The organism is Flindersiella endophytica, assembly GCF_054779015.1.
Map to the genome: position 1 here is coordinate 62,987 of NZ_BAAGYY010000004.1, position 12,976 is coordinate 75,962.

General features: G+C 68.6%; 12 protein-coding genes. 7 read left to right on the forward strand and 5 right to left on the reverse strand.

Features of this window, described 5'->3' with window-relative positions; translation table 11 throughout:
* Nucleotides 1-6: 6 nt before the first annotated feature.
* Entirely contained in the window at nucleotides 7-1,191 is a 1,185-nt protein-coding gene (locus ACYVF6_RS02600) for an FAD-dependent oxidoreductase (RefSeq protein WP_460515296.1), read from the reverse strand.
* Between the two features lie 147 nt (nucleotides 1,192-1,338).
* Here ACYVF6_RS02600 and larB point away from each other — a divergent pair, with 147 nt between their 5' ends.
* From larB to ACYVF6_RS02615, 3 genes are read left to right on the forward strand one after another with little or no spacing between them, the layout of a single operon-like run.
* Nucleotides 1,339-2,037: an AIR carboxylase family protein gene (gene larB, locus ACYVF6_RS02605; protein WP_460515298.1), complete on the forward strand. Its 699-nt coding sequence runs from the start codon at nucleotides 1,339-1,341 to the stop codon at nucleotides 2,035-2,037.
* Complete coding sequence (gene larC / locus ACYVF6_RS02610; protein ID WP_460515300.1) at nucleotides 2,034-3,248, forward strand: LarC family nickel insertion protein; 1,215 nt, start codon at nucleotides 2,034-2,036, stop codon at nucleotides 3,246-3,248. Before larB ends, larC begins: the two co-directional genes overlap by 4 nt.
* A 21-nt stretch (nucleotides 3,249-3,269) precedes the next feature.
* Nucleotides 3,270-3,974: a glycoside hydrolase family 12 protein gene (locus ACYVF6_RS02615; RefSeq protein WP_460515465.1), complete on the forward strand. Its 705-nt coding sequence runs from the start codon at nucleotides 3,270-3,272 to the stop codon at nucleotides 3,972-3,974.
* Between the two features lie 28 nt (nucleotides 3,975-4,002).
* Here the strand turns inward: ACYVF6_RS02615 and ACYVF6_RS02620 are convergent, their stop codons facing one another.
* From ACYVF6_RS02620 to ACYVF6_RS02630, 3 genes are read right to left on the reverse strand one after another with little or no spacing between them, the layout of a single operon-like run.
* Complete coding sequence (locus tag ACYVF6_RS02620; protein WP_460515302.1) at nucleotides 4,003-4,854, reverse strand: LLM class flavin-dependent oxidoreductase; 852 nt, start codon at nucleotides 4,852-4,854, stop codon at nucleotides 4,003-4,005.
* Nucleotides 4,855-4,888: 34 nt separating this feature from the next.
* Nucleotides 4,889-6,583, reverse strand: coding sequence for an FAD-binding oxidoreductase (locus ACYVF6_RS02625; protein WP_460515304.1), 1,695 nt, complete (start codon nucleotides 6,581-6,583; stop codon nucleotides 4,889-4,891).
* A 48-nt stretch (nucleotides 6,584-6,631) separates the two neighbouring features.
* Nucleotides 6,632-7,459, reverse strand: a complete 828-nt coding sequence (locus ACYVF6_RS02630) for a methyltransferase domain-containing protein (RefSeq protein WP_460515306.1) — start codon at nucleotides 7,457-7,459, stop codon at nucleotides 6,632-6,634.
* A 246-nt stretch (nucleotides 7,460-7,705) separates the two neighbouring features.
* Between ACYVF6_RS02630 and ACYVF6_RS02635 the strand changes: the two genes are divergently transcribed.
* The 3 genes from ACYVF6_RS02635 to ACYVF6_RS02645 all read left to right on the forward strand — a co-directional run bounded on the left by ACYVF6_RS02635 (nucleotide 7,706) and on the right by ACYVF6_RS02645 (nucleotide 11,771).
* Nucleotides 7,706-9,787, forward strand: a complete 2,082-nt coding sequence (locus ACYVF6_RS02635; RefSeq protein ID WP_460515308.1) for a TRAP transporter permease — start codon at nucleotides 7,706-7,708, stop codon at nucleotides 9,785-9,787.
* Nucleotides 9,780-10,679 (forward strand): hypothetical protein, encoded by a 900-nt coding sequence (locus ACYVF6_RS02640; protein WP_460515310.1) that lies wholly within the window; start codon nucleotides 9,780-9,782, stop codon nucleotides 10,677-10,679. The genes ACYVF6_RS02635 and ACYVF6_RS02640 overlap by 8 nt, the downstream gene beginning before the upstream one ends.
* 114 nt (nucleotides 10,680-10,793) lie before the next feature.
* Nucleotides 10,794-11,771 (forward strand): TAXI family TRAP transporter solute-binding subunit, encoded by a 978-nt coding sequence (locus ACYVF6_RS02645; RefSeq protein WP_460515312.1) that lies wholly within the window; start codon nucleotides 10,794-10,796, stop codon nucleotides 11,769-11,771.
* 36 nt (nucleotides 11,772-11,807) lie between these two features.
* On the opposite strand, the gene ACYVF6_RS02650 is transcribed toward ACYVF6_RS02645, so the two are convergent.
* Nucleotides 11,808-12,263: a MarR family winged helix-turn-helix transcriptional regulator gene (locus ACYVF6_RS02650; RefSeq protein WP_460515315.1), complete on the reverse strand. Its 456-nt coding sequence runs from the start codon at nucleotides 12,261-12,263 to the stop codon at nucleotides 11,808-11,810.
* A 153-nt stretch (nucleotides 12,264-12,416) separates the two neighbouring features.
* Between ACYVF6_RS02650 and ACYVF6_RS02655 the strand changes: the two genes are divergently transcribed.
* Nucleotides 12,417-12,929 carry a VOC family protein gene (locus tag ACYVF6_RS02655; RefSeq protein WP_460515317.1) on the forward strand — a complete coding sequence of 171 codons (513 nt, stop codon included), beginning with the start codon at nucleotides 12,417-12,419 and terminating at the stop codon, nucleotides 12,927-12,929.
* Nucleotides 12,930-12,976: the final 47 nt, after the last annotated feature.

Here is a 12,976-nt window from a genome sequence, read left to right on the forward strand (position 1 = left end):
AGCCCGTCAGGCCGCCATCAGCTCCGAGTCGACCGGCGCGTCGAAGTCGATCCGGTGCCCGATGAGCCACTCGGTCGCCTTCGGGTCCGCCAGCTTCTTAATGAAGAACGGCATCATCGCATCGCGCAGGATCCGCGCGATCGGCCCTGCCGCCTTGCTGCTGTTGGTCCGCTTCGCGTTCTCGAGCACCTTGTGCACGCGACCTGCACGCAAGCGCTGGTACGTCGAGAACGCGTCCGCGGGCGTCGGCTTGTCGCGCAGGCACCGCGCCAGCATCACAGCGTCCTCGACCGCGAGTGACGCACCCTGCCCGGAGCTCGGCGACGTCACGTGCGCCGCGTCCCCGATCAGGACGAACCGCCCGCGGTACCACCGCGCCGGCGCCTCCATGTGGTGCATCGCCAGCGGCGTGATCAGGTCGTGCTCGGTGCCGTCGACCAGCGCCACACCAGGCGTCGAGTCGCCGGCGTACAGCTCGCGAAGCTCGCGCTTCCACTCGTCCGACGAGACGGCCGCGAGCTCGGCCGGCGACGGCTCCGGCTGGCGGATGATGTTGCCGAACCACCAGGTCGTGCCGTCGCCTGGATTGCCGTAGCCCACGAACGCCCGCTTGCCGAACACGAACGCCTGCGTGCCCGCCGGCAGGTCGACGTCGACCGACGTCGTGTAGCCGCCGGTGCCGATCATGCCGACGTAGTGCGGCTCCGGCGCGTTCGGGTCGACCAGCTGACGCGTACGCGAGCGCATCCCGTCGGCACCGATCAGCAGGTCGCCTGTGGCGGTCGTACCGTCGGCGAACGTCGCGACGACACCGCTCGCGGTCTGCGACGCGTCGACCAGCCGCTTGCCGTGCACGATCTCGATGCCGCGAGCCAGCGCCTCCTGGCGCAATCGCAGATAGAGGTCTGACCGCCGGACGATCCAGCCACCGTTGCCCATCTCGCCGAGCCACTTGCCGGTGTAGCTGCCCATCCGCATCCGCGGCGTCTCGTAGCCGACCTCGGTCACGGCGTGGTCCGCACCGATCGCCTCCAGCGCCGCGACGCCGTTCTGCGCGAACCCGAGAAACGCGCCGATGCCGTCAGCAGTCGAGTCGTACGCCTCGTAGACGGTCGCCTCGATGCCGGCCTTCTGCAGCGCCATCGCAGCCACCGGGCCGGCGATCCCGCCGCCGATGATCAGGGTCTTCATGGTTGTCACTACCTCTCTAGTGGATGTTCGACTCAGCATACTCGTAAGCGAGTATCCATTGTCAAGCGCTCGTCGGCGAGCAAGCGCCGGACTATGACATATCCGGCACCACTCGGCTGCCTTCGGTGACCGCTTAGGCTCGAAGCCATGAACGACCAGGGGTGGCAGGACCTCGGATACGCCCGACTCGACACCGACCGGCTGGGGCGTACCGGCGACCCCGAAGTGGTCTACGGCGCCGGCAAGACGGCCGACCAGACGCTCGGCCTGCTGGAAGCCCTCCGCGAGGCACACCCGGACCGCCCCGCGCTGGCCACCAAGCTCCCGCCCGAGGCGCTGGCCAAGGCGCGTACGACGTTCCCGGACGCGCTGATCGACGAGCAGGCCCAGGCGATCGCCGTCGGCCCGCTGCCCGAGCCGCAGGGGCTGGTGACGGTCGTCGCCGCGGGCACGTCCGACCTCGCCGTCGCGGCGGAGGCGACGTTCATCGCGCGGGCGTTCGGCGCCGGAGTCGAGCAGATCGTCGACGTCGGCGTCGCCGGCCTGCACCGCCTGCTGGCCGTACGAGACCGGCTGGAGGCCGCCGACTGCCTGATCGTGATCGCCGGAATGGAGGGCGCGCTGCCGTCGGTTGTCGGCGGGCTGACCGGCGTTCCGATGGTCGCGGTTCCGACGAGCGTCGGGTACGGCGCCTCGTTCGGCGGGCTGGCGGCACTGCTGGCGATGCTCAACTCCTGCGCGCCCGGCGTCGTGGTGTGCAACATCGACAACGGCTTCGGCGCCGGCGTGTTCGCGTCCCGGGTCGCCCGCCGCGCCGCCCCTCGGTCCCGGAAGGACGATGCTTGAGCAAGCGAATCGGCTGGCTGGACTGCGCGTCCGGCGCCTCCGGCGACATGCTGCTCGGCGCCCTGGTGGCAGCCGGCGTTCCACTCGAGGTGATCTCCGCCGCGGTCGACGCCGTAGCGCCCGAGCGGCTGACGCTGCGAGCCGAGCCGGTCAAGCGCAGCGGCCTGGCCGCCCAGCACGTCCAGATCGACGGCACCGACTCCACGCATCACCGCACCTGGGCCGACGTACGCGCGTTGCTCGACGCCGCCGACCTGGCCCCGGCCGTACGCGAGCGCGCCCACGACACGTTCCGCCGCCTGGCCGAAGCCGAGGCGAAGGTCCACGACACGACGCCCGACAGCATCCACTTCCACGAGGTCGGCGCGCTCGACGCGATCGCCGACGTGGTTGGCGTCTGTGCCGGTCTCGCGCACCTCGAGCTGGACGCCTTGCACGCATCGCCGATCGCGGTCGGCTCCGGATTCGTTCGCGCCGCGCACGGCAAGCTGCCCGTCCCTGTGCCCGCGGTCGTCGAGCTGCTGGCGCGGGAAGGCGTTCCGTCGTACGCCGGCGAGATCGAGCCCGGCACGCCGGTCGGCGAGCTCTGCACGCCGACCGGCGCGGCACTCCTGCTCGCACATGTCGACAAATGGGGCGCCCAGCCGCCGATGCGCGTTGCCACACAGGGATTCGGCGCCGGCACACGCGTCACCAAAGGCCGTGCCAACGTCGTGCGCCTGCTGGTCGGCGACCTACCCGACGCGCGCGACCAGGCTTCGACGCAGCTGGTGATCGAGACCAACGTCGACGACCTCGATCCGCGGCTCTGGCCCGCGGTCCTGCAACGCCTGCTGGACGCCGGTGCCGCCGACGCGTGGCTGACACCGATCCTGATGAAGAAGGGTCGTCCGGCGCACCAGCTGTCGATCCTCGTCGAACCGGCCAACGCCGGCGCCGTCCGCCAGGTCGTGTTCACCGAGACCTCGGCGATCGGCCTGCGCAGCCACGAAGTCGCCAAACACCCGCTGGTACGCGAGTTTCGAACCATCGAACTGCCTGGCGGCGTTTCGATTCGGGTGAAGATCGCGTCGTACGAAGGCGATGTGGTGAACGTGCAGCCGGAATACGACGACGTCGTAGCAGCGGCGGAGAAGACCGGCCGGCCGGTGAAGGTTGTCCTGGTGGAAGCGCATTCCGCGGCCCTTGCGTTCGATTCGTTCGACTCCTAGCGTGCGAGGAAACCCCGCACGATAAGGAAACCTATGCGCAGGATCCTTCGCATTCTCACACCCGCGTTCCTCCTCGCCCTGATCGTCGGGCTGACCCAAACCCCTGCCACAGCGGCGGTCTGGTCCTCGTCCGATCAGTGGGGCACCTGGCAGAACGGCGGCTACACGCTCTACAACAACATCTGGGGCAGCGGCGCCGGACCGCAGACGATCTGGGCCAACTCCTTCAGCAACTGGGGAGTCTGGGCCAACCATCCCAACACCGGCGGCGTGAAGTCGTACCCCAACGCGACCCGCAACGTCAATCGCCAGCTCGGCTCGCTGAACTCGCTGACCAGTCAGTTCAACGTGTCGGTCCCGAGCGGAGGGTCGTACACCTCGGCGTACGACATCTGGGCCAACAACCACGCGTACGAGATCATGCTGTGGATGAACAAGTTCGGGCCGGTCGGGCCGCTCGGCTCCTACCAGACCACGGTGTCCGTCGGCGGGCACAGCTGGCAGGTCTACCGCGGCAGCAACGGCTCGAACGAGGTGTTCTCGTTCGTCCGAACCAGCAACACGAGCTCCGGCACCGTGGACGTTCGCGCGGTGCTGAACTGGATCCGAGCTCGCGGCTGGTTCGGCGACGTGACAGTCGGGGACGTGCAGTTCGGCTACGAGATCACGTCGTCGAGCGGCGGCATGGACTTCCGCACGAACAACTTCTCCGTTTCCTACAACTGAGTTCGCATCGCCTACCGGTGGTCGGGCGTCAGGTTCCGACCAGCTGCTCGACCACCGGCGCGAACTCGTTGATGAACTGGCCGTTGACCATGACGTACGAGATGCCCGTGCGTTCTCTGCGCCGCAGCAACGTGTCGGCCATCTCCTTCGGGGTGCCGGTGAGGAACGCGGCCGCTTCGGAGACAGGAATTCCGAGGCTCGGCTTGCGCATCATGCGGAGCATCCAGTCAGGCACATCCTCACCGAGCCAGGAGATGTTCAGCGCCAGCTCGATCTGGTCGAGGCGGCTGCCCGCGATCGTTCGGAACTGATCTGCCTTCTCCACAAGGGCTTCCTCGGTCGTGTCGGCCGGGATCGCGAACGTCACGATGTCGGCGTGCTCGGCGGCCAGCGTCAGGGCACGCTTGCCTCCGGCCGCGACGAGGATCGGCGGGTGCGGCTGCTGCACGGGTCGCAGAGGTCCCTGGGCCTTCGCGAACCCCTGCTTCAGGGCGGCAATCGTGTCGCCCAGCCGGGCCAGCCGCTCCCCCGGAGAGCCGAACGGCAGACCGAGCCGCTCGGCGTCGTCAGGAGCCCGGCCGGTGCCGAGCCCGACCTCGTACCGCCCGCCGGACACCACGTCGAGCGAGAGTGCTTCCCAGGCGGTCATCTGAGGCGTGCGCAAGCTCACGTTGAGCACGTGGTTGCCGACCCGGAGCTTGCTCGTCACGGCGGCCGCGGCGCCGAGCGCCGAAAGTGCGAACGTGCCAGGCGTGTCGGGCATCATCAACGTGGAGTAGCCGAGCTCCTCGGCGCGCTGCGCGAGCTTCGTCCACGCCTGCGCGTCGGGCGCCATCGCCGCCACCACACCGAACCGGAACTTCCTGTCTGCTGTCGTCATACGCTCATCATCGCCGCGATCCGGGCGCTCCACGTCAGCTCTGGGAAGCGTTTCGCATTACTCCACTGGGAGTAGGCGGCAACAGCACGCCGGGGTTGAGGATGTCGTACGGATCCAACGTCTGCTTGGCGGCCGCCAGCAGGGCGACGCCGAGCTTGCCGATCTCCGTCGGGAGGTACGGCACATGGTCGCGGCCGATTCCGTGGTGGTGGGTGATCGTGCCGCCCTGCGCGAGGATCGCCTCGCACGCGGCGGCCTTCGCGACCGCCCACTGCGCCAGTGTGGCCTCCGGTCCGCCGGCCTGCCGGCGGGCCAGCACCGTGAAGTAGAGCGACGCACCGGTCGGGTAAAGATGCGACGCGTGCGTCATCACGATCGGCGGCGTGCCCTGCTGATCGAGCGCCTGGCTCAGTGCCGCCCGGACCGCGGCGTACAGCTCGCCGAGCTGCGACCACGCCGTCGCGGTCTCGAGCGTCTCGACCATGACACCGGCGTCGAGCAACTGGTCGCGCTGCCGTGGCCCGGCGAAGCGGTGCCGGCGCCAGGTCTCGCCGGCCTGCTCACCGATCCGGACCGCGTTCGCCCGGCGCAGCACCTCGACCGTGCGTTCCCGGCGGCGCTTGATCGAGCCCTTGGTGCCGTCCCAGCCGACCACGCAGAACGCCGGCGAGCGCGCGCCCCTGGCCCGCGCGAACAGCCCGGCGGCCTTGCCCTTGATGCCCGCGAGCTGCTGGGTGACCTCGGTCTCCGACTCGTCGGACAGCCGTACGACGTCGGCGGCGGCGTCCTCCTGGATCATCGAACGGAGCGCGCCGAGCCCCGCCTCGAACGACGGCAGCGCCCACATCTCGAAACGCTGCTCCGGCGGCTTGGGCCGGACGCGCACGGTCACCTCGGTCAGCACTCCGAGCGTGCCCTCCGAGCCGGAGAACAGGCCGCGCAGGTCGGGCCCGGCGGCATTGGGCGTGCCGGTGCCGAGCGCGAGCTCGCCGACGGGAGTCGCGACGCGCAGCGCGACCAGCAGATCATCGAACCGGCCGTAGCCAGTTGACGCCTGACCGGCCGAACGCGTCGCGGCGTACCCGCCCAGCGTTGCCCGTTCGTAGCTCTGCGGCAGGTGACCGAGCGTCAGCCCATGCGGAGCCAGCAGCTCCTCGGCTCGCGGCCCGGTCACGCCGGCACCGAAAACGGCCACCTGGGACACGGCGTCGACCGCGAGCATCCGGTCCATCCGCCGCAGGTCGAGCGTGACCACGGCGTAGTGCCGGTTGCGTTGCGGTTCGACGCCGCCGACCACGCTGGTGCCGCCTCCGTACGGAACGACAGCGACGCGGTGCTCGGAGCACAGCGCCAGCACGGCCAGTACTTCGTCATGGGTCGCGGGCCGGACAACGGCGTCCGGCGCGGCGACTGCGGCGCCACTGCGCCGGCGGATCAGATCGGAGTACGACTGACCGCCGGCGCAGCTGAGCCGGCCAGTTGGCGTGTCGTCGACATGCTGGTCACCCACGATCCGGCGCAGGCCGTCCCTGGTGGGGACGGGCAACGCCGTCGCGGGCAACTCGATCTCGTCGGGCGGTACCTCAGGACTGGGCGTGAGGTCACCCAGCCGGTGTGCCAGCCATGAGAACGCGTGAGCGGGTGGGGGTTCGGCCTCCGCCGACCAGCGCGCGAACGGTCGTCCGCCCGGCTCGGCAGCACCACCCTGTAACTCACGAGATGCGCTCATAACTCTGAGCGTGGCACGTCACCCTGCGCTTACACCAACCGCTCGGCGTCAAGCGGTGACCGGCTGGAGCGAAGCGATCCAGTCTTCCGGAATGTCGGAGTGCTTCTCCGCGACATAGGCGAGGTAGTAAAGCGGCTCGCCGGAGACCGCCAGACGGTGGCGGTACCGCTCCTCAGCGAGCTCCTCGATGAGACCGTTGTCCAGCATCTGCTTGATCAGGCGTGAGAAGCCGGACTGGTCCTGGTCACCGACGAACGTCTCCTTGATGGTGAACGCGACCAAGCCCTCAGGCCGGACGTAGTTGTAGGCCTGGGCGAACGCGTTCGGAGGGATGTCGGCGAACCCTAGGGCCGCGACAGTGGTCATTCCAGTGAAGCCGACGGACTCGAAGTACTGGTTGTCCTCCGCGGGTACGTCGGTCAGGTCGACGACGCGGTAGTCGTCGTAGATGCCGGGACGGTCGCGCTCTGCGGCGGCGGCCGCCTCGGGGATGATGTCGACGCCCACCACGGAGCCGACACCGAGATCGACCAGTTCCTCGGCCACCATGCCGTTGCCGGCGCCGACGTCGAGGACGGTCAACTGCTCGGCTCCCAGGTTGCGGTCGGTGAGCACCTCACCTACCAGGTTGCGCACTACACGAGGCGAGACGCATTCGAGCTTGTCGTAGAACAGGTGCTCGTAGAATCCCGGAACGTTGTAAATCTCGTTGTAGTCGTGGAAACGAACGCGGCGGCGTTCTTCCGGCGTCTCCAGGATGCACCATTCGGCGTCCTGGTCGACCCCAGCCTGGTCGGCGGTGGGCAGATGGACGGTGAACTTCAGTGGGGTTTTCGCGCGTGCGGATTCGCTGTGTTCAGCATTTCGCGGCGGCAACGGGTCCTCCTTCTGGGTCGGACGTTCCGTGCGGAAGCGCGCTTTGGCGCCCCCGTCCATAATTCCATCCCATCGAAGTGCCCACCTATACGCAAATCTGCGTCCGGTTTTTGCCGAAATAATGCAAAAGTCTTGACTGTAGGCGGCGGCGAGAGAAAATCTGGTTGACTCTCCACACCGCTGCGGACGGGTGTGTCCGACCGTGGCGGCGACGCAACGTGACCCGAACGCGACAGGAGGGACAGCGTGACGACCAACCAGGAGACCCTCCTCGCGGAGTACGACGAGGAACGCCCGGGCCGGCGGCTGTCGGGTGGCGTAGATATCGGGTTCGCGGTCGTATGCGCGCTTTTGAGCCTGTTCGTGCTGTACAACGTGTTCCGGCCGGTGCCGCAGGGCGGGCAGTACTACGCCACGATCTTCCTGGCCGTCGTGCTGCCGCTGGTGTTCTGCGGCTACCGCTCAGGGCTCAGCCGGCCGGCGCGGAAGCGTGCCGCCGAGACGGGTGACGACGCCGCCGGTCCGGAACCCGAAGCCCGCATGGTGGAAACCGCTGTCCAGAGCCAGCGCAGCGACAACCCCGGCGTCGTCGACTACGTGCTGGCGGCGCTGTCGTTCGTGGTCGCGGCGTACCCTCTGGCCGGTTTCGACGACTTCCTCGAGCGGCGGCAGGTGCCGTCGACGCTCGACATCGTGATGGGCCTCGTCCTGCTCGTGCTGATCCTGGAGGCGGCTCGCCGTACGACCGGCTGGTGGCTGCCACTGATCTGCGTCGGATTCCTGGCGTACGCCTACTACGGCGGCTACCTGCCGGTGACCTGGGCGATCGCCCATACCGGCTTCAACGTCGACGAGATCGTCGCGCATCTGTACATGGGCACGAGCGGGTTCTACGGCGTCCCGCTGAACGTCGCTGCGACCTACATCGTGCTGTTCACGATCTACGGCGCGGTGCTCGACCGGTCCGGCGCGTCGAAGTTCTTCATCGACCTGTCGTTCGCGGCGTTCGGGCGCTCGCGGTCGGCGCCGGGGCGTACGGTCACGCTCGCGGGCTTCCTGCTCGGCACCGTTTCGGGGTCCGGAACCGCCACCGCGGTGAGCCTCGGCACGGTCTCCTGGCCGATTCTGCGGCGGGCCGGCTACCCCAAGGAGCAGGCCGGAGGAATTCTCGCGGCGACCGGAATCGGCGCGATTTTGTCCCCGCCAACGCTTGGGGCGGCGGCGTTTATCATCGCCGAGTTGTTGCGCACGAGCTATCTTCTGGTGCTGGTTTACGCGTTGATTCCGACGATTCTCTACTACGTCGGCATCATTGTGGCAATCGAAATCGACGCTCGAAAGAATCAGGCGCACTCCGTCGAAATCCCAGATCGTGGATCGCCCCTACGGTTGTTGCTCCGCTTCGGATATCATTTCCTTTCGCTTTTTCTTATTGTCGCGTTCATGGCATTGGGTATCCCGCCGTTTCGCGCGGTCGTCTACGCCACGATCCTGCAGTTCGTTTTCTCCTTCCTCGATCCCGCCCATCGGATGGGGCCGGCGCGGCTCTTCCGGGCCCTGGCCGACGGGATCCGGGGCGTACTGCCGGTAGCCGCCGTCTGCGCGGCCGCAGGCGTCATCGTCGCGGTCGTCACCCAGACCGGCCTCGGACTCAACCTCGCCGCGATCATCGTCGACTCCGCTCGTGCGGTCGGCGACCATCCCACGCTCGTCCTGCTGCTGACGGCGGTCTTCTCGGCGGTGGCGGTCGCGATCCTCGGCCTGGCGGTGCCGGTCACCGCGTCGTTCATCATCGCCTCGGTGATCATCGCCCCGGCGCTGGTCGCGGCCGGTGTCGAGCGGCCCGAGGCGTACATGTTCATCTTCTACTACGCCGTGTTGTCCGAGGTCAGCCCGCCGACGGCACTGGCCGCCGTCGCAGCCGCCGCGATCACCGGCGGCGATCCGATGCGCACGATGTGGGCGACCTGGCGCTACACCCTGCCGGCGTTCCTCGTGCCGTTCGCGTTCGTTCTGACGCCGGCGGGGTCGCACCTGCTGGCCCAGGGCTCGTTCGCCGGCATCCTGTGGACCGCGGCGGTCTCGATCGTGGCGGTGGTGGCGCTGGGCGCGGCCACGGGCGGCTGGCTGCTCGGGCCGGCGAACGCAGTCGAACGAGTGCTGGCGCTCGGAGCCGCCCTGCTGTTGCTCTACCTCGCTCCGCTCACCATCGCCCTCGGCGGCGCTTTGCTGGTGGCAGCCGTGGCTGTGCACGTGGTCCGCCGCAAGCTCGCCCCGGACGAGGAGCCGTCCACCGCTCACCCGCCGAGCGGGACCGACCATGGCTGAGGACAGCGACGAGCGGAGCTACGGGCAGCTGATCAACATCGCGGCCGGCACCGTCACGATCGCGGCGAGTGTCCTCGGAATCTTCGGCGTCAGCGCCGGTATCGCCACCGCACTGCTCCGCAACGCGCCGGCTCCTTCGCTGACGGTCTCCGGCCTGGGCGGTGTGGGCGTCATGGTCGGGCTCGGCTCGGCGTTCGTCGGCAACCAGCGGCTCGGTGAGTCCAGGTGGACCAAGCTCGCCCTGGCGCTCGGCGCGCTGTGCGTCGCCGACGCGCTGGTGATGGTTGGGTGGTTCTTCACCGGCCGCGGCGCGAACTCCCTCGGCGAGATGGTCGCCTGGTGGCTCTTCCTCACCTTCCTGGCCGGCGTCACGGCGGGCATCGCGGCCGTCGCCTGGCGCAAGCCCGGCTGGAGGGCCGGTCCCGTGCTCTCCATGGCCGGCGTCTACCTCTTCGGCATGGCCGTGCTGTGCGTGGTGATCCTGATCGCGGCGACGCTGCGTACGACCGGGCGCCCGACGATCGAGCTCACCGCCAAGCCGTCCGGTGAAAGCGTGACGCTTACGGGGAAGGTGGCGGCGACCGGCCTGTCCAACGACGACCGCTACGAGATCCGGGTCGAACTCCTTGATCAGGACGTGCGCGTGCCCGACCCTCCGGCCGAGGTGTACCGGACCTTCGCCGGCCCGAACGCTGCGGGCGACCTCGACTACAGCTTCACGATCACCGTTCCGGCCAAGGCCGAACTTCCCTGGGCGGGCGTGACGGCCCAACTGGGCGACGAACGTGCCGGGGTCCAGCCGGTCGCGGCCGGCAACTGCGGGCTCCGCGAAGCCGGCAAGCCCGCTCCTCCCGCCGGCGCCACCTGCGCCACCGTCCGGATCGTGCCGTAGCCGACCTGGCCGTACCAGCCGGCCTGGCGGTTACCGGAAGGTCGCTTGCACTCTACGTGCTGGTTTGGTTCGCTACTTGGATCAGTTGGACGACCGGAGGGATCTGGGATGCGCATGCGTGGCAAGGTCGCACTCGTCGCCGTCATGGTCGGCGCGCTCGCCGTCACCGCCGGCTGTGGTGGCCGCCGGGAGAACACCGGCGATAGCGGTACTCCGTCGCGGCTCACGATCGCCACCGGCAACACGACCGGCGTCTACTACCAGCTCGGTGGCGGTCTGGCCAAGCTGATCGGCCGGAACATCAAGGGGACCCAGGCCACCGCCAGCGAGACCGGCGCCTCCGTCCAGAACGTCCAGGGCATCGTCGGCGGCAAGTACGACATCGCGTTCTGCCTGATGGACACCGCGAGCGACGCCGTCACCGGCAAGGGTTCGTTCAAGGAGAAGCAGGACGTCGAGGCGCTGATGCGCATCTACTCCAACTACACGCAGGTCGTCGTCCGTAAGGGCTCCGGCATCACCTCGATCGCCGACATGAAGGGCAAGCGGATCTCCACCGGCTCCCCCAACTCCGGCACCGAGGTGATCGCCAACCGGCTGCTGGAGGGCGCCGGCGTCGACCCGAAGAGCGGCATCCAGGCGCAGCGGCTCGGCCTCCCGGAGTCCGTCGACGGCATGAAGGACGGCACGATCGACGCGCTGTTCTGGTCGGGCGGGCTGCCGACCGGCGGCATCACCGACCTCACGACCGAGATGAAGGGCAAGGTCGACTTCATCGACCTGTCGAAGGAGCTGCCGAAGCTGCAGCAGGAGTACGGCGACATCTACGAGGCCGGCTCGATCCCCGGCAAGACCTACAACACCCCCGCCGACACCGCCACGATCGTCGTACCCAACGTGCTGCTGGTGAAGAAGGGCTTCAACGACGAGCTGGCCGGCAAGCTGGTCAAGCTGATCTTCGACAAGAAGTCGGACCTGGTGGCGGTCAACCCGGCGGCCGAGGGCATCTCGCTCGACACCGCGAAGCAGACCACACCGATCAAGCTCAACCCCGGTGCGGAGAAGGCGCTCACCGAGCTCGGCGCGAAGTAGCTTTCTCCGTCTGCGGGCCGCCGGGCCGCCGGGCCGCTAGGCCGAAAGGCGGGTCTTCACCTTCGCCATGATCTCGGCCAGCGCGCCCAGGTCGTCGCTGGTCAGCTGGTCGAGGAGGTACTCCCGGACCACCTCGACGTGAGCGGGCGCGATCCGTTCCAGCGTCCGCATGCCCTCGTCGGTGAGCACGGCGAGCACGCCGCGCTCGTCGGTCGCGCAGCTGGCCCGCTCCACCAGCCCGGCCTTCTCCAGCTGGCCGACCTGGTAGGTCAGCGCGCTCTTGGAGATCACGGTCTGCCGGGCCAGCTCGGTCATCCGGATGCTGCGCTCGGGCGCGTCGGCGAGCCGGACCAGGATCTCGTACTGGCCGTGGGTCAGGCCCGCGTCGGCCTTCAGCTGCTCCTCGATCCGACGCTCCAGCAGGTGCGTCGTCATGAGGTACGTACGCCACGCGTCGAGCTCGGCCGCGCTGAGCCACCGGGGTCTGGTCACGCCTCCTGATTATTCACCCTGCCGGTCACTTGTTCAAATTTAAACTACCAGTTAGGGTTGGGGGATGCTCCGGTGCTCGGCACGCTGCTCGCCGTCGACAAACTGTGGCTCGGCCGTCGTGCGACGGCCGTAGTAACCAACCAGAGGTGCGACATGGCCGTTTTCCGGCTCAACCACGCGGTTCTCTACGTCCGTGACGTCGAGCGCAGCGTCGCGTTCTACTCCGAAACGCTGGGCTTCCGGCCGATCGCGGGGATGGACGCGCTGAAGGGCGCCGCGTTCCTGCAGGCGCCCGGCTCCAGGAACGACCACGACCTCGGGCTGTTCGAAGTCGGCGCGGACGCGGCCTCCTCGGCCGCAGGCCGCGGCTCGGTCGGGCTCTACCACCTGGCCTGGGAGGTCGAGACGCTAGCCGACCTGGAACGCATCGCGGCCAAGCTGAGCGAGCTCGGCGCGCTGGTGGGCAGCGCCGACCACTCGACCACGAAGGCCTTGTACGCAAAGGATCCGGACGGTATCGAGTTCGAGGTGTCCTGGCTCGTACCCGCTGACCTTCTCACCGCCGAGACCGTGGCCGGGCGTACGCAGATCCGCGCGCTCGACCTGGCCAAGGAGATCACCCGCTACGGCGCCGACACGCGCGGCGGCGTCGGCGTCTCCTTCTGATGCTGGTCCTGATCCTGGGCGAAGCTCTCCGCTACCTGGCCGACGTC

Bases quoted from the DNA above. Each gene is read 5' to 3' on its own strand.
- ACYVF6_RS02645 (WP_460515312.1), top strand. From the start codon at position 10,794: ATGCGTGGCAAGGTCGCACTCGTCGCCGTCATGGTCGGCGCGCTCGCC.
- ACYVF6_RS02625 (WP_460515304.1), bottom strand. From the start codon at position 6,583: ATGAGCGCATCTCGTGAGTTACAGGGTGGTGCTGCCGAGCCGGGCGGA.
- ACYVF6_RS02640 (WP_460515310.1), top strand. From the start codon at position 9,780: ATGGCTGAGGACAGCGACGAGCGGAGCTACGGGCAGCTGATCAACATC.
- ACYVF6_RS02600 (WP_460515296.1), bottom strand. From the start codon at position 1,191: ATGAAGACCCTGATCATCGGCGGCGGGATCGCCGGCCCGGTGGCTGCG.
- larB (WP_460515298.1), top strand. From the start codon at position 1,339: ATGAACGACCAGGGGTGGCAGGACCTCGGATACGCCCGACTCGACACC.
- ACYVF6_RS02655 (WP_460515317.1), top strand. From the start codon at position 12,417: ATGGCCGTTTTCCGGCTCAACCACGCGGTTCTCTACGTCCGTGACGTC.
- ACYVF6_RS02620 (WP_460515302.1), bottom strand. From the start codon at position 4,854: ATGACGACAGCAGACAGGAAGTTCCGGTTCGGTGTGGTGGCGGCGATG.